Annotated in this window: 16 protein-coding genes; all 16 read right to left on the reverse strand. The window is 62.3% G+C overall.

Features of this window, described 5'->3' with window-relative positions:
* Positions 1–80: 80 nt before the first annotated feature.
* Positions 81–650 carry a DUF922 domain-containing Zn-dependent protease gene (locus GGD57_RS10075; RefSeq protein ID WP_184469658.1) on the reverse strand — a complete coding sequence of 190 codons (570 nt, stop codon included), beginning with the start codon at positions 648–650 and terminating at the stop codon, positions 81–83.
* Between the two features lie 103 nt (positions 651–753).
* Positions 754–1,974 (reverse strand): MFS transporter, encoded by a 1,221-nt coding sequence (locus GGD57_RS10080; protein ID WP_184469277.1) that lies wholly within the window; start codon positions 1,972–1,974, stop codon positions 754–756.
* Positions 1,975–2,117: 143 nt separating this feature from the next.
* Positions 2,118–2,516 (reverse strand): DUF427 domain-containing protein, encoded by a 399-nt coding sequence (locus tag GGD57_RS10085; protein WP_184469279.1) that lies wholly within the window; start codon positions 2,514–2,516, stop codon positions 2,118–2,120.
* Between the two features lie 107 nt (positions 2,517–2,623).
* The gene (locus GGD57_RS10090) at positions 2,624–3,523 is read right to left on the reverse strand and encodes a DMT family transporter (protein WP_184469281.1); all 900 of its coding nucleotides are present in this window, start codon (positions 3,521–3,523) and stop codon (positions 2,624–2,626) included.
* 82 nt (positions 3,524–3,605) lie between these two features.
* Entirely contained in the window at positions 3,606–4,412 is an 807-nt protein-coding gene (locus GGD57_RS10095; protein ID WP_184469283.1) for a helix-turn-helix transcriptional regulator, read from the reverse strand.
* Between the two features lie 60 nt (positions 4,413–4,472).
* Positions 4,473–5,261, reverse strand: a complete 789-nt coding sequence (locus GGD57_RS10100) for an APH(3') family aminoglycoside O-phosphotransferase (RefSeq protein WP_184469285.1) — start codon at positions 5,259–5,261, stop codon at positions 4,473–4,475.
* A complete protein-coding gene (locus GGD57_RS10105; RefSeq protein WP_004677707.1) occupies positions 5,258–5,419 on the reverse strand; it encodes a hypothetical protein in 162 nt (53 codons plus the stop codon). Before GGD57_RS10105 ends, GGD57_RS10100 begins: the two co-directional genes overlap by 4 nt.
* Positions 5,420–5,518: 99 nt before the next feature.
* The gene (locus tag GGD57_RS10110) at positions 5,519–6,589 is read right to left on the reverse strand and encodes a DUF930 domain-containing protein (protein WP_184469287.1); all 1,071 of its coding nucleotides are present in this window, start codon (positions 6,587–6,589) and stop codon (positions 5,519–5,521) included.
* Between the two features lie 78 nt (positions 6,590–6,667).
* Positions 6,668–7,396: a DUF930 domain-containing protein gene (locus tag GGD57_RS10115; protein WP_184469290.1), complete on the reverse strand. Its 729-nt coding sequence runs from the start codon at positions 7,394–7,396 to the stop codon at positions 6,668–6,670.
* Between the two features lie 178 nt (positions 7,397–7,574).
* On the reverse strand, positions 7,575–7,868 hold the full coding sequence (locus GGD57_RS10120) for a GYD domain-containing protein (RefSeq protein WP_184469292.1): 294 nt from the start codon (positions 7,866–7,868) through the stop codon (positions 7,575–7,577).
* A gap of 316 nt (positions 7,869–8,184) precedes the next feature.
* Entirely contained in the window at positions 8,185–10,242 is a 2,058-nt protein-coding gene (rpoD, locus tag GGD57_RS10125) for an RNA polymerase sigma factor RpoD (RefSeq protein ID WP_184469294.1), read from the reverse strand.
* Between the two features lie 469 nt (positions 10,243–10,711).
* Positions 10,712–11,059 carry a GFA family protein gene (locus GGD57_RS10130; RefSeq protein ID WP_184469296.1) on the reverse strand — a complete coding sequence of 116 codons (348 nt, stop codon included), beginning with the start codon at positions 11,057–11,059 and terminating at the stop codon, positions 10,712–10,714.
* A gap of 10 nt (positions 11,060–11,069) precedes the next feature.
* Positions 11,070–12,107, reverse strand: coding sequence for an L-threonine 3-dehydrogenase (tdh, locus tag GGD57_RS10135; protein ID WP_184469298.1), 1,038 nt, complete (start codon positions 12,105–12,107; stop codon positions 11,070–11,072).
* Between the two features lie 216 nt (positions 12,108–12,323).
* The gene (locus GGD57_RS10140) at positions 12,324–13,511 is read right to left on the reverse strand and encodes a glycine C-acetyltransferase (RefSeq protein ID WP_184469300.1); all 1,188 of its coding nucleotides are present in this window, start codon (positions 13,509–13,511) and stop codon (positions 12,324–12,326) included.
* Positions 13,512–13,647: 136 nt separating this feature from the next.
* Positions 13,648–15,513 (reverse strand): DNA helicase RecQ, encoded by a 1,866-nt coding sequence (gene recQ / locus GGD57_RS10145; protein WP_184469302.1) that lies wholly within the window; start codon positions 15,511–15,513, stop codon positions 13,648–13,650.
* On the reverse strand, positions 15,513–17,516 hold the full coding sequence (gene dnaG, locus GGD57_RS10150) for a DNA primase (protein ID WP_184469304.1): 2,004 nt from the start codon (positions 17,514–17,516) through the stop codon (positions 15,513–15,515). Before dnaG ends, recQ begins: the two co-directional genes overlap by 1 nt.
* Between the last annotated feature and the right edge of the window lie 90 nt (positions 17,517–17,606).

Here is a 17,606-nt window from a genome sequence, read left to right on the forward strand (position 1 = left end):
TGTTTTACGCATGCCGTTATCGCAAAACCGCTGCACACTTTTGCGCGACATGCTCTAACATACCAGCACACCTCAGCCGATCACGGCCCGTTCACCAGCTTGAGGATGAGCTGCTGGATATTGCCGCCGTCACCCATTTCGATCTTGTCGAAGTCGCGGCCGAGTTGGCGCTGTCTTTGGGAGATCTCGCCGAGGCGGCGGGTCAGCTCGATCCTGATCTTCTTGCAATCGGGATCGTCGGCAACGGTGAGGCCGATGCTCATCGCCTCGATCTCCTTGACCATCTCCTTGATGGTGTCGCCATGCACCCGCTCATGCGCCGCAACGCCTGCGATGAAGCTCTCCCAGCTGATTTTGACGGCGGTCGGCAGCGCGGCAGAGGGTTTGGGCAGCGTATAGGTGATGATCAGCTTCGGCCGGTTGGTGGTGATCACGCAGGCGTTGCCCTGCGCTTCGTATTTGCGGGTCCAGGTCAGCTTGAACGTCGTATGCGCGATGACCCGGCTCGCGCCGACTTCGGGCCCGCGCGCGCCGATCGATTCATAGAGTTCGGCGCCCGTCCTGCCCGATATCGAATAGGGCCGTACTTCTTCCACCGCCTGCCATTCGGCGAGTGCGGCAGCCGGCGCCAAGGCGAAAACCGCTGCCATTGCATAAGTTGGAAAGCTTGTCGTCACGCACGGCCCCCGCCGAATAATGGCTCGCGCGGACCCTAGCGGGACCGCCCTCCACTTTCAACGCGCCAAGCATGGTTCAGCCCTGCAGCGTCTTGACCTTGGTGAGATCGGGGAAGAGCCGCATCCAGAGGAGCACGACGATAACAGTGCCGAGCCCACCGACGAGGCCGGTTGCGACCGGCCCGAGCACGGCTGCCATCATGCCGGATTCGAATTCGCCGAGCTGGTTGGAGGTGCCGATGAACAGCGAGTTGACGGCACTGACGCGGCCGCGCATCTCATCCGGTGTCAGCAGCTGCACCAGCGAGCTGCGCACGACGACGCTCACCGTATCGGAGGCGCCGACGACGAGCAGGGCGGTCACCGAAAGCACGATATTGGTGGAGAGCGAGAAGACGATGGTGGCGAGGCCGAAGACCGCGACGGCGACAAGCATCTTGCGCCCGACATTGCTTTCGAGCGGCCGGCGGGCAAGCACGATCGACATGGCGAGCGCGCCGATGGCCGGCGCTGCGCGCAGCAGGCCGAGCTCCCAGGGGCCGGCATGCAGGATATCGCGGGCAAACATCGGCAGCAGCGCGGTGGCGCCGCCGAGCAGCACGGCGAAGAGATCGAGCGAGATGGTGCCGAGCATGACTGGCCGGCTGCGGATGAAGGAGACGCCGGCAAAGACCGAGGCAAGCGTTACCGGCTCGCGCTTGCCAGGCGCCCACTGCATGCGGATCGAGATGACGTTGAAGCTCGCAACGGCAAAGAGCAGCGCGGCAGCGGCAAAGGGCGCCACCGGGTCCAGGCCGTAGAGCAGGCCGCCGAGCGACGGACCGATGATCAGCGCCGTCTGCATCATCGAGGTGGAGGTGGCGATCGCCTTCTGCAGCATCGAGGCCGGCACGATGTTCGGCAGCAGCGCCGCCATGGTCGGCCGCTCGAAGGCGACCACGGCGCCGAGCACGGTGACGGCGGCCAGGATGCCGGCCGGCGTCAGCCACTGCTGCCAGGTGGCAATCGCCAGCGCCAGCGCCGTCACCGCCTCGATCAGCTGGCAGATGAGGCCGATGCGCCGCCGGTCGAAGCGGTCGGCGACATGGCCGACGACGAAGGTCAGCACCGCCATCGGCAGGAACTGGCAGAGGCCGACGAGGCCGAGCGCAAGGGCGCTGTGCGTCTGGTCGTAGATCATCCAGCCCATGGCGATGCCGATGGATTGGAAGGACAGTGAGGAAAAGACGCGCGAGGCAGCGAAATTCAGATAGCCGGGGTGGCGCAGAACGCTCCGCGGGCCTTGGGATATGTCCATTGCGATGTCACCGGCCGACGATGGGAGGTTACGGTCTTCAGGAGGTTTTCTCGGATGTTGGAGCGGTGTTCTGCTCCGATGGGCGGTTTGTCAATTGCAATGCGCCGATGTGACTTGATTGTGTGCTGCGAAGCCGGCCGCCGTCAGAAGGCACCGGCTTCCGGGGAAGCCACTTCCTCGATGCCGTCGACGCGGTCGGGATAGAAGGCGAGATGGTCCTTGATACTGCTGACGGCGGCATTCGGCGCCTCGTAGGTCCAGGCAGCATTTTTCGAGCGCTCGCCGCCCGCAATGATGCTGTAATAGGAAGCATCGCCCTTATAGGGGCAATGGCTGCTGTGATCGGTGCGCTGCAGCAGCGACATATCCACATCCCGGCGCGGAATATACTGTACTGGCGGGTAGGAGGCTTCGCGCAGCGTCAGCGCGCTATGGCTATCGGCAATCGTCTTGCCACTGAGCGTGACGACGACGCGGGAGGGATTGTGTTCGACGGTGATCGGATGATCCGGCCCCGGAATCTTGATCGACTTGTCTGGCATGAGCTTCGTCTCCGGAAGATATCGATCCGAGGGAAATAGGGCGGTGATGGCGCCGGCCCAAGCCTTCAAGCCTGCCGGATGGCATCGGAATGGCAAAATCGCACGACCTATTCCTCCGCTGTCGTTTTCATCGCAGCGCGGCGCCCGGCCAGACCGAGCCCGAGCACGGCCGCCAGCACGCAGGCGATGCCGGCGATCTGGTTGAGTCCGACCGGCTCGCCAAGGATCAGAGCCGCCAGTATGACGGCGGACACCGGCGCAAGCGCAGTGAAGAGCGCGGCTTCCGTGCCGCTCACCCTTTCGGCCCCTGCATACCAGAGCAGAAAGCCGCCGACGGTCGGCACCAGCGCATAATAGACGACGGCAGCGACGGCGCTTGGCGAAACTGCGTGGGCAAGCGGCGTCTCGAAAACGGCCGGAACGAAGGCGACGATGAAACCGATGCCGGTCATCAGCGTCGACTGGGCAAGCGGCGGGATCTCAGTCTGCAGCCGCCTGTTCAAGAGGATGAACAAACCCTCGCAGATGACCGCCAGGAAAATCAACGCGTTGCCGGCAAACGAGCCGCCGGTCGCCTCCGGCGTGAAAGCGATCGAGAGCACGCCTGCCGTTGCGAGCACCACGGCCAGAAGCAGGGCACGCCCCGGCCGTTCGCCAAGGACGAGGATCGAAATCACCGCCGAAACCACCGGCAGCGTGCCGATGATGACGCCGGCATCGGCCGCCGACGTCAGGTGCAGGCCCGATATCAGCAGCATCGTATAGCCGACGCTGCCGGCGCCGGCCTGAACGAAGAGGATGAGGCGGTCATGCCTCGCAAGCTTCGGCAGCCGGGTGCCGGTCACCCGCATGAGCACGAGGAGGATGGGACATGCGAGAGCGAAGCGCAAGGCGGTGGCGCTGAACGGCGCCAAGCCCGATGCGATGAGCTTGCTGGCAATGACCGTGCTTCCGACCGTCAGCATGGCCAGCGCCAGATAGAGATACCCTTGAACCTGTCTCGACATAACGCGCTCCTGTTTGGCGCACCGAAGAAACAGCAGGAGCAGTCAGAGGTCTTGAACGAAATTGCAGGCGCGACGCTGGCGTTCAGGAAAAGGCACCGGCATAGAGCCGAGGCGACAGACCATATTTGCGCACGAAGACGCGTGTCATGTGGCTCTGATCGGCAAAGCCGCTGGCAAAGGCTGCTTCGGCGAGCGGCATGCCTTGGGCGATCAGCCGCCGGGCGATATGGATGCGGGCTTGGACGAGATAGGCATGCGGCGTCAATCCCGTCGCCTTGGCAAAACCGCGCAGCACCTGGAAGCGGCTGAGCCCGCTTGCCCTGGCAAGATCGGCAAGCGAGACGGCGGCAAGCGGGTCGTCGTCGATCAGGTCTCGCGCGGCGCGGATGGAAGCCGGCACCGGCGGCCGCTCATCGCGGTCACAGCGTTCCCGCATGACATCGGCGGCGAGGCGCAGCAGCAGTTGATCGCAGAGCAGCCCGTCGGCCGCTCCATTGCCGGTCGCAGCGCGAAACAGCATCTCGAAGCGGGCGGCAATCGCCCTATTACGAATGACCGGATGCGGGATCTCCGAGCGCCCTGCCCTACCCTCGCCGATCTCTCGCGACAGGCCGGTGACGATCTCGGGATCGAAATAGAGGATGCGCCAGGATCGGCTCTGACCGATCGGCGTGCCGTCATGCACCTCGTTCGGATTGACGGTGATGATGTCGCCCGCCGCGGCCTCCACCATGCCGCGCCCGCTCAGCGATTTCTGCGCCCCTGACGAGACGAGGCCGATGCCGAACTGCTCGTGCGTGTGCCTGGCGAAACTCAGATGCGTTTCCGCCACCACCGCTTCGACACCATCAAGCGCCGAGCGCAGCATCCTGAACTGGTTTTTCGCCATCGACTGTCCACAGGTCCGATCGCCGGTCACTCTGCCAGCGGGAGGGAGAGGACGCAACGCCTAGAAGAATTCGTCGAGCAGCTGGAAAAAATCGAGCTTTGCGGGATCCGGCGCCGGCAGCCCGTAACGATCGAGGAAGGGCTGCATCAGCGCCTCGCCGAAATTATCGGCGATGCTGCGGCAGGCGAGCGCGATATCCTGGTGGCGGTCGGCCACGCCCAGCCGGCTGCAATCGATATAGCCGGAAAACCCCTCTTCGGTGGCGATGAAATTCGGCAGGCAGGCGTCGCCATGGGTGACGACGAGATCCTCGTCGACAGGCTTCGTGCGCAGGAGTTCGGCAAACAGGGCCGCAGCACTCCGTCCAAGCCGCGCCGCGTCGAAATCCTCTTCGTCGACGATCCCCGCCTCCATGCGCGCCTTGGCGGCGGATAGGCGTTTTTCCAGCCGGTGATCGAACGGGCAGGAGGAAATCGGCAGGCGATGCAGGTCGAGGAGCGCTACCGCCAGCAGTTCGACCCGCGCAAGCTGCGTCAGCGCCGACGCGCTGGCAAGATCGATCCCCGGCAGCGCACCGATCAGCAGCCAGTCACGCTCGCCGTCGCTTTCCCGCGCAAACACATCGGGACACGGCAGGCCAGAGGCCTTCAGCCAGGCGAGCCGCTCCGCCTCATCGGCAAGCTCGCCGAACGGCCCCGACTCCTCGACCTTGAGATAGAGCGCCGGCAGGCCCTCGCCTTCCAGCCGGAAGACGTTCGCCGCCGAACGGCCGAGCGCATCCCGCTCCATCCGATAGCCCGACAGCCGGTCGCCAAGCGCTCCGGGCGGCAATGTCTTGGAAAATTTCAATGAAGCGTTTCGGCGGGCGCAGCTTCGAGCAGGATCTCGAAGGCCTCTTCGAGGGCCGCCACCAGAATATCGGTCAGCTCGTCGCCCTTGTTTTCCAGAAACAGCGCACTGACGGCTTCATCCTGACGCTCCAGAAAACGCTCGATCTCGTTCGACATATCATTGTCCCTTCTTCACCGTATCATCACGGCCATGAGGAAAGGCTAGATGGGGTTCCTTGCGCGTAGCTTGTTGCAAGATGCCTCGGCTCACGTCAACTACTCACGAATGCTATAGGTCGCATACCGGCTACGAGGGATCAACTCGCCAGCCTCATGGGCAAACGAGACGACTTTCGTGGCGTCCTCGTTAACCTCGCAACGGAACCGAATTTGATACCAGCCTTTGGCGGTGCGGAAAGCCGCACTCTTGATATCCAGAACTGTGCCGCTCGATAGTCCGAAAGTCGGCACGATGATCGGCTGAAAGCTGGGCGTATCATGCATGAGCTGTTGCTGGAGTTCATTACCGCAAAGTTGGGCAATACGTTTGCCTCGCGGCACACCGTTCATCGCGATCCTCGCCACCGGATCATCGTCGGCTGTCTGCGAAAATAATGTCTTCGCTTTGGGCAAATCGTCCTTTGCGACATCCGCCTTAGACGGTTCAGGAGGTTTCTGTGCCGGCGGCTTTGTCACCTCGATATCAGTCTTGGCTTCACCGGCCGCTTCTGCGAGAGGCGCATCGCGCTCGGAAGAAACATCGGCCGCATCAACCTCAGGAAGCTTCAAATCATCCGGAACCGGCCTTGCCGGCGGTGTCTCAGCCTGCGGCTTTTCTGAAGAAACCTCTGCAGGCGGCTGTTGGGGCTTTGCGCCATGCTCAGGCGCCGTCGTCGCGGGTTTTATTTCGCCCTCAGAGGAATTTCCCGCCGTCGATTTTTTCGGCCCGCTATCCCTGTCGCCGAACTCGAAAACAGGATTCAGGCTCGGCATCGGGACCGCGGGCTTGGCTTGCTCTGATGGCTTGTTTTCAACGCGGTGCGGCGGAGGTGGTGGAGGCGGCGGAGGAGGTTGCTTCTTGGCCTCCTCCGGCGGCTTCAACTTCCGCTCCGGCGGTTTTTCCTCGGGCTTGGGTTCCGGCTTCTTTTCCTCGGGCGGCGGAACGAGTTCCACCTTCACGCTCTCATCTTCGGGAGGCTTCGGCTCGATCTTCGGCAATCCAAAGATCAGAAGTGCAACAAGAGGGACATGCAGAAGCACGGACACAACGATACCCCACCGGATTTCAGGCCGCTGTTTTCTCGTTTCGTGCTGCGTTTCCGCCGGTACAACGTCTTCTTCTGTCACAGCAGCGATGTGGCCTTTAAAGCGGGCAGCATCAAGCCGTAAACGAAAAAAACCGCGTGATCGCAGCGGCGATTGAAGTCATTGGTCGGCGGCCCCATCGTCCGCCACCAGATTATGCGCCTGCCATTGGTCTTTCGGAATGGCATCGCCGACGAAGAAGGCGAACGACACGACCTTGCCGGAGCCGGCATCGAGCCCGCATTTGAACTGGATGTTGTACCATTTGCGTTGGCTGCGGAAGGCGCCGCCCCTCACCTCGACGCTGCTGCCGCTCACCTTCTCCGCCGCCATCGCATAGGGGGCAAGCGCATCGGGCCGCAAATCCGGCCGTGTGCGGCGGACCTGCTCCAGCGCCTCGAGGTCACAAAGCTGCAGATTGCGTTCGCTGCCGGCGAGGCCGCGCAGCGCTTCGCGGGCGCCCCGGCTGCGCGGGTCGGCCAGCACCTTGTCGGAAAAGAATTGGCGTGCATCGACGAATTCCTCCGGCAGCGGCGCGATCGGTGCCGCGGGAGGCATGACAGCGGCAGGCGGATTGTTCTGGACCGGCGCGGCCGGCTCTGCTTCGGGCCTCGCGGCTTCGGGCTTTACAGCCTCCGGCGGCAGCGCCTTGGCGGGCTCAGGCACGGCCATAGGCTCCGCAGCCTGCGGAACGATCTCCACAGAGAGATCGTCATCGGGCAAGGGCAGCGGCGGCTCGGGCTTCGGCAACAGCAACAGAAGAAGCAGGATCGCAGCGACATGCAGCGCAAATGACGCAGCCGTGCCCCACCGGATTTCGCCATCCCACTTGTCCGCCGCCAATTCCATCGGTCAGGTGGCCGCGGTCGAACGAGCGGCGACGATCAGGAAACTGAGGAGCGCTTTCATCATGGAGCTTGCCGAAAAATCGGGCCGGGAGCCCTGCCGCGGAAATTGAAGCACGCATGGACACTGCCAGCACAGCCAACGCTCTGCAACAGATAAAATACACAATCTTTGATTGCGTCTAACCGAGCGAACCTATGAGATCCCGATAGGCTGCCTCCGGAAAGGCCTTCAGCGTCTCGGTCCGGACATTGCCGCTCATGGCGAGTGAGAGCGTAAAATGCGCCATCACGGCGTCATCGGGCGCCTCGCAGACAGCAACCATGTCGTGCCCGCCCATGGTCAGGAAGAACTGGCTGAAGGAGCCGCCGACGCCGGCGAGCAATTTCTTCGCCGCATCGAGGCGTTTTGCCGAGTCGCGAACGTTGCGGATGCCTTGGTCGGTCCAATTGATCAAAAGAATGTAAGTGGTCATGTCGCACCTCCCAGAGGATGATGCCGAAAAGTGTGAGTGGCTTTCGGACGACATCATGCTCAATTTTCGAGGTAGATCCGGATTCGGATTTTAGGCCGGTCAGGCCTGAAATCATCCCGATCTAGCGGAGGATCGGTCTATACGGCCACACGTCAGCTCTCGCTCGCGCGTGGCGATCGGTCCCTTCCCGTGGGCGGATTATAATCTTGTCACCATGGAGCGACAAGAAAGGTGCCGGGATCATTGGTACTAATCAGGAAAAGCAAAAGCCGGGCGCGAAACCCGGCTTTTCAATGAGATTGGCGGCGTCGAAGCCTCAGCTGTCCAGGAAGCTTCTGAGCTTTCTCGAGCGGCTCGGATGCTTCAGCTTGCGCAGCGCCTTTGCCTCGATCTGGCGGATACGTTCGCGGGTAACCGAGAACTGCTGGCCGACTTCTTCGAGCGTGTGGTCGGTATTCATGCCGATGCCGAAGCGCATGCGCAGAACACGTTCTTCGCGCGGCGTCAGCGAGGCGAGAACGCGGGTCGTCGTCTCGCGCAGGTTCGCCTGGATGGCGGCGTCGATGGGCAGCAGCGCGTTCTTGTCCTCGATGAAATCGCCGAGATGCGAATCCTCTTCGTCACCCACCGGGGTTTCGAGCGAGATCGGCTCCTTGGCAATCTTCAGGACCTTACGGACCTTTTCGAGCGGCATGGCGAGCTTTTCGGCCAGTTCTTCCGGCGTCGGCTCGCGGCCGATCTCGTGCAGCATCTGGCGCGAGGTGCGGACGATCTTGTTGATCGTCTCGATCATGTGCACCGGAATACGGATCGTGCGGGCCTGGTCGGCGATCGACCGGGTGATCGCCTGACGGATCCACCATGTCGCATAGGTCGAGAACTTGTAGCCGCGGCGGTATTCGAACTTGTCGACCGCCTTCATCAGGCCGATATTGCCTTCCTGAATGAGGTCGAGGAACTGCAGGCCGCGGTTCGTGTACTTCTTGGCGATGGATATGACGAGGCGAAGGTTCGCTTCGACCATTTCCTTCTTGGCGATGCGCGCTTCACGCTCGCCCTTCTGCACCATATGCACGATGCGGCGGAATTCCGAAATCGAAATACCGGTCTCGGTCGCCAGATTCTGGATCTCCTGGCGGATATCGCGGATCGTCGTATTTTCGCCGCGGGCGAATTCCTTCCAGCCGCGGGCGGCCAGATTGCCGATCGACTTCATCCAGTTCGGATCGAGCTCGGCGCCCTGGTACTGTTCCAGGAAGCTGTCGCGCTTGACGCCGTAGGATTCGGCCAGACGCAGCAGGCGGCCTTCGTTGGAAACCAGGCGCTTGTTGATGTCGTAGAGCTGCTCGACCAGGGCGTCGATGCGGTTCTGGTTGAGCGACAGCGACTTGACCGCCTTGATAAGCTCGTCCTTGAGTTCCTTGTAGCGGCGCTCCTGGGCTGAAGACAGCGTACCGGATGCCGACAGGCGCTGCTCGACCTGCTGGTCCTGCAGCTTGCGCAGCTTCTTGTAGGTCTCGGCGATCGTATCGAGCGTCTCCATCACCTGCGGGCGAAGCTCGGCTTCCATTGCCGCCAGCGAAAGGTTGGATTCGTCCTCGTCCTCTTCCTCCTCCTCGGGAGGCAGGCCTTCGCCGCCGACATCGGTGATGTCGTCGTCGCCGGAGCGGGCGCGGCGGGTCTTTTCCTTCTCCTCGGCAGCCTTGCGGTCGGCCTCGATCTTCTCGGGGCTCTGGAACTGCGGCGCAGCCTTGGCTTCCGGACCGGAATAGGTCGTTTCGAGATCGATGATCTCGCGCAGCAGCGTCGTGCCTTCGTTCAGTTCGTCGCGCCAGATGATGATTGCCTGGAAGGTCAGCGGGCTCTCGCAGAGGCCTGCGATCATCGTTTCGCGGCCGGCCTCGATGCGCTTGGCGATCGCGATTTCGCCCTCGCGGGAGAGAAGCTCCACCGAGCCCATCTCGCGCAGATACATGCGAACAGGATCGTCGGTCCGGTCGGTCGGTTCTTTTTTCTTGGCGGTCGCGAGCGCAGTGCCGCTCGACGGCGCGAGTTCGCCGCCTTCGCTCTCTTCGTCGCCGCCGCTATCGTCGTCATCACCGCCGCCGGAAGCACCGGCTTCCTCGGCTTCTTCATCTTCGATGACGTTGATGCCCATGTCCGAAAGCATCGACATCGTGTCTTCGATCTGTTCGGACGTCACTTCTTCGGACGGCAGAACCGCGTTGAGCTCGTCCATCGTCACATAGCCGCGCTTCTTGGCGGCCTTGATCATCTTCTTGACCGCGTCGTCGGAAAGATCGAGAAGAGGGCCGTCGCTTGCGCCATCGCGTTCGACTTCCGCGTCTTCGTTCTCTTTGACCTTGGTTGCCATTTATATCGTCGCCTTCCTGACGCTATCCAATCTCGCTACGGTGAATGGGCCGTCTCAGGGCCAGACGCGTCGCTCGCGCCGCCCTATGAATCACCTTTGCCCACCTAACGGGATGACATTTAAAGCCTGATTAACCACGATCGCCGACACCGGACAGCAAAGCTTTTTTGCGTTTGGATTTCCGGCCATGGTTGCGCGATCCGCCTTGACCCAGTTCACCGTTTCAACAAGTCGAACGGTGATTCCCACATTTTTTGCTCTCGTCAAGCTTTTCCACAAAAAAAGCCCACGAAAAATCGGAAAAAGCCTTATCCACAGGCTTTGAACCGCGGCAGCGATTGCGAACCTTATTTAAGATGCGACGAACAAAAGACAAGGGCGGCAAGAATTTTGCCTGCTGCGCCAGTTGTTTCGGCAATTTTTGCAGTCCCGCCGCCGATCTGTTTGCCTCTGCCCGGACGAATATTGGCTATTTTGCCTTGCCATCATAGGCCGTCACCGTCAGCGCACCGAGATCGACCGCAGGAATACAGCGCAGATTGATCGCGGCCATCGCCGCACCATTCGGGCCTACGCCCTCGCCGAACGGCGCGATGCCGCAATTGGCGCAGAAGTGATGCCGGATGACGTGCTTGTTGAAAGTATAGGTCGAGAGTTTCTCTTCGGGCGTCCTCAGCACCAGCTTCTCGCGCGGCACGAAGGCCAGAAGCGCGCCTCTCCGGCGGCAGAGCGAACAGTTGCAGTCGAGCGCTTCGGTGAATTCGCCTTCGACCTCGAAAGCGATATTGCCGCAATGGCAGCTTCCTTCATAGAGCATATTGTCCTCCTTACATCCAATCCATGACGACCTTGCCGGAATTTCCAGACCGCATCGCCTCGAAGCCGTCGCGAAACTCGCCGATCTTGATGCGATGGGTGATGATCGGCGCCAGATCGAGGCCGCCCTGGACGAAGGCGATCATCTTGTACCAGGTCTCGAACATCTCACGGCCGTAAATGCCCTTGAGATTGAGCATCTTGAAGATCACCTTGTTCCAGTCGATCTCGAAACCAGCGGGCGCGATGCCGAGAATGGCGATCTTGCCACCGTTGTTCATCTTGTCGATCATGTCGCGGAAGGCGGGCGCGGCGCCCGACATTTCGAGCCCGACGTCGAAGCCCTCGGTCATGCCGATCGCCTTCATCACGTCGGCCAGATTTTCGCTCGACGCATTGACGACATGGTCGATGCCGAGCTTGCGCGCCAGATCCAGCCGGTGCGGATTGATATCGGTGATGACGACCTTGCGGGCGCCGGAACGCTTGGCGACCAGCGCCCCCATGATGCCGATCGGCCCGGCGCCGGTGACGAGCACATCCTCGCCGACGAGATCGAAGGAGAGCGCCGTATGCACGGCATTGCCGAAGGGATCGAAGATCGCGGCGATCTCATCTGAGATATCGTCCGGGATCGCCACGACATTGCTTTCGGGAATGCAGACGAACTCGCCGAACGAACCCGGCCGGTTGACGCCGACGCCGAGCGTGTTGCGGCAGAGATGCCCCCTGCCCGCCCGGCAGTTGCGGCACTTGCCGCAGACGATATGGCCCTCGCCGGAGACCCGCTCGCCGACATGATAACGGGTGACCGCCGAGCCGATTTCGGCAATCTCGCCGGAGAATTCATGGCCGACGACCATCGGCACCGGAATGGTCTTCTGCGCCCACTGGTCCCAGTTCCAGATATGGACGTCGGTGCCGCAGATCGCCGATTTCTTCACGCGGATCAGCACATCGTTCGGCCCGACCTCCGGCACCGGCACATTCTCCATCCAGAGCCCGACTTCCGCCTTCGACTTGACCAGCGCCTTCATCATGTTCGACATCGACAATATCCCGCCCTTGTTCTGGCGCCGACTTTGCGACTCCCTCTTCTCCCCATCGGGGAGAAGGTGCCCGTAGGGCGGATGAGGGGGCCGCGCGGCACGCCATATAATGCTTAGTTTGTTCTCGCTTCCGCTCGAAACCTCGCTTCGCTCGCCCCCTCATCCGGCCCTTTGGGCCACCTTCTCCCCGCTGGGGAGAAGACGGAGCAAGCCTCCTCAAATCACACCCAGCTCCCGCCCAGCCTCGGCAAAGGCCGCAATCGCCCGCTCCACATCTGCCTTCGAATGTGCCGCCGACATCTGCGTGCGGATGCGGGCCTGGCCCTTCGGCACGACCGGGAAGGAGAAGCCGATCACATAGATCCCCTTCTTCAGCATCAGCCCCGCCATGTCCTGCGCGAGCTTGGCGTCCCCCAGCATGACCGGAATGATCGGATGGCCTTCGCCGGCAAGGGTGAAGCCGAGCTTGGTCATCTCGCTGCGAAAGAGATCGGCATTGTCGGAAAGGCGCTTGCGCAAAGCATCGCCGTTTTCGATCAGGTCGAAGACCTTGAGCGAGGCAGCGGCGATAACAGGCGCCAGCGTGTTCGAAAACAGATAGGGCCGCGAGCGCTGCCGCAGCCATTCGACGACCTCGGCCTTCGCCGCGGTATATCCGCCGGAGGCACCGCCGAGCGCCTTGCCGAGCGTACCGGTGATGATATCGATCCGGCCCTCGACGCCGCAATGTTCCGGTGAGCCACGACCGTTCCTGCCGACGAAGCCGACCGCATGGCTGTCATCGACCATGACCATGGCGCCATATTTCTCGGCGAGATCGCAGACACCTCCCAAATTGGCGATGATCCCGTCCATCGAAAAGACGCCATCGGTGGCAATCAGCTTGAAGCGGCTGCCTTCGGCCCTTTTCAATTCCTCTTCGAGTGCCGCCATGTCGTTATTGGCGTAACGAAAGCGCTTGGCCTTGGAGAGACGCACGCCGTCGATGATCGAGGCGTGGTTCAGCGCGTCTGAGATGATCGCATCCTCTTCGCCGAGCAGCGTTTCGAACAGGCCGCCATTGGCGTCGAAGCAGGAGGAATAGAGGATCGTATCCTCCATACCGAGGAAGGAGGAGATGCGCGCCTCGAGCTGCTTGTGCTCTTCCTGCGTGCCGCAGATGAAGCGCACAGAGGCCATGCCATAGCCGTAGCGGTCGAGCGCCTGCTTGCCTGCCTCGGCCAGTTCCTCGTTGTCGGCCAGGCCGAGATAATTGTTGGCGCAGAAATTCAGCACCCGCTCGCCGGAAACAACGGCGATTTCGCCGGCCTGCTTCGAGGTGATGACGCGTTCGGACTTGTAAAGGCCGGCATCCCTGAGAGAGGCCAGTTCAGATTGCAGGTGGGAGAGAAATGCTTTTGTCATCGTAAGCGCCCTTTTGTCCAAAACATTCTCCGATGGGCGCTGCAATTAGCACAAAGCAGGTGCATATGTCGCCGATCCGGTACGAAATATTTTCATAAAGGAAGACCGGTAGCCAGAGGGGCCGAACCCCTCCGGACTACTGGTCGTGCGAGAGAATGATCTCCAGGAACGCATCGCCGTAGCGCTCGAGCTTCGACTGCCCGACGCCCGAGATGCCGAGCAATTCCTTGCGGCTGCGCGGCCGCTCCGTGGCAAACGCGATCAGCGTCGTATCGGGAAAGACGACATAGGGCGGCACGCCGAGCGATTTCGCGATCGACATGCGCTCGGCCCTGAGTGCCTCGAAGAGACTGCCGTCGGCGCCGGACAGTCCCGATTTGCGCTCGCTGCGCTCGGCCTTCTTCGTGCGCCGCTCCGAGGCCGGCCGATCCTTGCGGAAGAACACCTGCCGTTCGTGCTTGAAGACGGCGCGCGCTTCCGGCTCCAGCTTCAGCGCTCCGTATGCCTCGTGATCGATGCGGATCAGCCCCATGGCCAGCAGCTGGCGGAAGACCGATTGCCAGGTGCGTGCCGGAAAATCCTTACCGGCGCCGAAAACAGGCATATCGACATGGCCGAAACGCTCGGTCTTCTCGTTGGCGTTGCCGACCAGCACATCGATGACATGGCCGGCGCCGAAACGTTCGCCGGTGCGGTAGACGGCGGCCAGCGCCTTGATCGCCGCTTCCGTGCCCTCCCAGGTCTCGACCGGTTTCAGGCAGGTGTCGCAATTGCCGCATTGGCCGGCATGCGCCTCGCCGAAATGGGCAAGGATCGCCTGCCGGCGGCAGGAGGCGGTCTCGCAAATCGCCAGCAAGGCGTTGAGTTTGGCGCGCTCGACCCGCTTGATCTCGTCGGCGGCATTGCCTTCGTCGATCATCCGGCGGCGCTGGATGACATCGGCCATGCCATAGGCCATCCAGACCTCAGACGGCAGGCCGTCGCGCCCCGCACGCCCGGTCTCCTGGTAATAGGCTTCCACCGAACCCGGCAGATCGAGATGAGCGACATAACGCACATTCGGCTTGTCGATGCCCATGCCGAAGGCGACGGTAGCGACCAGGCAGAGGCTTTCCTCCTTGAGGAAAGCATCCTGATTGGCGTCGCGAACCGCCCGGTCCATGCCGGCATGATAGGCACGCGCGCGGATGCCCTGCCCGTTCAGCCACTCGGCCGTGTCCTCGACCTTGGCGCGCGACAGGCAATAGACGATGCCGCTATTTCCCTTGTGACCGGAGAGGAAGCGCAGAAGCTGCTGGCGCGGCTGGTCGCGCTCGACGATTTCGTAGGCGATGTTCGGCCGGTCGAAGCTGGTGGTGAAGACCTCGGCAGCGTCGAGCCCCAGCCGCTCGATGATATCGTCGCGCGTATGCGGATCGGCCGTTGCCGTCAGCGCCACCCTGGGCACACCGGGATATTGCTCGCCGAGCCGGCCGAGCTCGCGATATTCCGGCCGGAAATCATGGCCCCATTGCGAAACGCAATGGGCCTCGTCGATGGCAAACAGCGCGATCTTTTCGTTGGCGATCAGTTCACGGAAGCCGTCTGTCAGGATGCGCTCGGGGGTGACGTAGAGAAGATCGAGCTTGCCTGCCGACAGCGCCCGGCGAACCTCGACGAATTCCTCGCGCGACAGCGATGAATTGAGTGCCGCGGACCGGATGCCGAGCTGCTTCATCGCCTCGACCTGATCGCGCATCAGCGCAATCAGCGGCGAAACGACGATGCCGACGCCGTCCCGGCAGAGCGCCGGGATCTGGAAGCACAGCGATTTGCCCGCGCCTGTGGGAAAGAGCACCACCGCATCGCCGCCGGCGACCACATGGTCGACCACCTGCTGCTGCTTGCCGCGGAAGGAGGAATAGCCATAGACCTGCTTCAACACCTCGAGCGGCGCGCGGCCGGCGGAAAACAGCGCATCGGAGGCGGAAAAGCCCGGTTCGTTCCGTTCGGTCAGCGGCATCAGTGGTTCGCCGCCCCTTTGACGCGGCCGGAAAGCACGCCGAAGCCGTCGATGATCGCCTCCTGATTCTCCAGGCGCACGCCTTCGAAATGCACTTCCTGCTGCGCCCGCATCAGCTGAACGATCGCCTCGCCGTCGCCGGCTTCGGTCGCCAGCGCGATCTCGCGTTCGAGTTCCATCTTCTGCCGGCGCAGCGCCTTCGCCCGTTTGTGAAAGGCGAGCGCCTGGCGGTAGCCCTCACGAGCATCCTCCATCGCCGCCTCCTCGGTCGCCGTCCACAGCCGCGCATTGCGCACCTGCTGGTCGAGGCTCTTGATGAGCGCACCGAAACCTTCGAATTCCAGCCGTTCGGTCAGATATTCGCGCGTCAAATGCGGGCCGGCGACGGCAGCGGCTGCGCCGAGCATTGCCGACCAGAGCCGCTGCAGCTCGCGGCTGTCATATTCGATCGAGGCGATCTCGTCATAATCGTCGATCATCAGCGCCGGATGATTGACGACGGTCAGCGCCAGCACGCTTTCGCGCAGCGCCGTATTGTCCCGGTGTCCGCGCACGGGACCTGAGCGGGCGAGCCGGTCGGAAATGAGGCTGGGGCTTTTCGGCCCTGCCTTGGCCGCATTGTCGCGGCCGTTCCGGGAATTGCCGTTGCCGTTGAAACTGCGGCGCTCGCCGCTGCTGCGGTTCTGGAACTGCGGCTGGAAGAAGGCGTTCAGCCGGTCGCGAATATCCTGCTGGTAGTGACGGCGCACATTCTCGTCAGCGATGACGGCGACCAGCTGCTTCAGCCGCCCTTCAAGTTCGGCGCGCGCCTCGGGCGTGTCGAATTTGCCGGTGTTGATCTCGCGGCTCCACAGCATCTCCGAAAGCGGCTTTGCCTGGCTCATCACCTTGTCGAAGGGCGCGCGGCCCTCGTCGCGCACGAGGTCGTCCGGGTCCTTGCCATCAGGCAGAAGCGCGAAGCGGACGGTGCGGCCGGGCTTCAGATGCGGCAGCGCCAGTTCGGCGGCGCGATTGGCGGCGCGGATGCCGGCACCGTCGCCATCGAAGCAGAGCACCGGCTGCGGCACCATCTTCCAGAGCAGCTCGAGCTGATTTTCGGTGAGCGCCGTGCCGAGCGGCGCGACGGCATTCTCGACGCCCGCCTGATAAAGCGCAATCACATCCATATAACCTTCGACGGCAATGATGGTGCCGCTCGCATTGTCGTCCTGATCGCCGCGGCCAGGGCCCTGGATGGCGCGGCGGGCGCGGGCGAAATTGTAAAGGACATTGCCCTTGTGGAAGAGTTCCGTTTCGTTGGAATTCAGATATTTCGCCGGCGCATCTGATGACATGGCGCGGCCGCCGAAGGCGATCACCTTTTCCCGCGACGAGAGGATCGGAAACATGATGCGGTCGCGGAAGCGGTCGTAGGAAACCGGCACGTTTTCGTGGACGACCAGGCCGCAGGCCTCGATCTGCTCCTTGAGTACGCCCTTGCCGGCAAGGAATTCCTTGAGCGCGTTGCGGCTGTCAGGCGCATAACCGAGACGGAAAGTCTCGATGGTGCGCCCGGTCAGGCCGCGGTCGCGCAGATAGGCGCGCGCCCTCGCCCCATTCGCCGTCTGCAGCTGATCCTGGAAAAATTGTGTCGCCATTTCCATGACGTCGATCAGCGAGCCGCGCTCCTTCTCGCGCTTCTCCATCACGGGATCGGCAAGCGGCATCGGAACGCCGGCCATATCGGCGATCTGCTGCACCGCCTCGGGAAAACTCAAGCCTTCCAGCTCGGTGAGGAAGCGGAAGTGATCGCCGGTGACACCGCAGCCGAAGCAGTGATAACGGCCCTTCCTATCCTCGCAGTGGAAACTCGGCGATTTCTCGCCGTGGAACGGGCAGCAGGCCCAGTAATCGCCGCGCGATACGTTGGTCTTGCGTTTATCCCAGCTCACGCGGCGCGCGATCACGTTCGAAATCGGAACGCGGTCGCGAATATCATCGAGAAAGGTGTTGGAAAAGCGCATCTATACCTCTTGGCCAGCCTCCATATAAGCTGGTTTGCCGCTCCACGCCACGAAACTTGTCACCAAAACCCGCTATTCACAGGCAAGTGC

Source organism: Rhizobium esperanzae, assembly GCF_014197615.1.
Taxonomy (GTDB): domain Bacteria; phylum Pseudomonadota; class Alphaproteobacteria; order Rhizobiales; family Rhizobiaceae; genus Rhizobium; species Rhizobium esperanzae_A.

Excerpts from the sequence above, each read along its gene's own strand:
- GGD57_RS10075 (WP_184469658.1), bottom strand. The coding sequence starts at position 650 with ATGGCAGCGGTTTTCGCCTTGGCGCCGGCTGCCGCACTCGCCGAATGG.
- GGD57_RS10080 (WP_184469277.1), bottom strand. The coding sequence starts at position 1,974 with ATGGACATATCCCAAGGCCCGCGGAGCGTTCTGCGCCACCCCGGCTAT.
- GGD57_RS10085 (WP_184469279.1), bottom strand. The coding sequence starts at position 2,516 with ATGCCAGACAAGTCGATCAAGATTCCGGGGCCGGATCATCCGATCACC.
- GGD57_RS10090 (WP_184469281.1), bottom strand. The coding sequence starts at position 3,523 with ATGTCGAGACAGGTTCAAGGGTATCTCTATCTGGCGCTGGCCATGCTG.
- GGD57_RS10095 (WP_184469283.1), bottom strand. The coding sequence starts at position 4,412 with ATGGCGAAAAACCAGTTCAGGATGCTGCGCTCGGCGCTTGATGGTGTC.
- GGD57_RS10105 (WP_004677707.1), bottom strand. The coding sequence starts at position 5,419 with ATGTCGAACGAGATCGAGCGTTTTCTGGAGCGTCAGGATGAAGCCGTC.
- GGD57_RS10115 (WP_184469290.1), bottom strand. The coding sequence starts at position 7,396 with ATGGAATTGGCGGCGGACAAGTGGGATGGCGAAATCCGGTGGGGCACG.
- GGD57_RS10120 (WP_184469292.1), bottom strand. The coding sequence starts at position 7,868 with ATGACCACTTACATTCTTTTGATCAATTGGACCGACCAAGGCATCCGC.
- rpoD (WP_184469294.1), bottom strand. The coding sequence starts at position 10,242 with ATGGCAACCAAGGTCAAAGAGAACGAAGACGCGGAAGTCGAACGCGAT.
- GGD57_RS10130 (WP_184469296.1), bottom strand. The coding sequence starts at position 11,059 with ATGCTCTATGAAGGAAGCTGCCATTGCGGCAATATCGCTTTCGAGGTC.
- tdh (WP_184469298.1), bottom strand. The coding sequence starts at position 12,107 with ATGTCGAACATGATGAAGGCGCTGGTCAAGTCGAAGGCGGAAGTCGGG.
- GGD57_RS10140 (WP_184469300.1), bottom strand. The coding sequence starts at position 13,511 with ATGACAAAAGCATTTCTCTCCCACCTGCAATCTGAACTGGCCTCTCTC.
- recQ (WP_184469302.1), bottom strand. The coding sequence starts at position 15,513 with ATGCCGCTGACCGAACGGAACGAACCGGGCTTTTCCGCCTCCGATGCG.
- dnaG (WP_184469304.1), bottom strand. The coding sequence starts at position 17,516 with ATGCGCTTTTCCAACACCTTTCTCGATGATATTCGCGACCGCGTTCCG.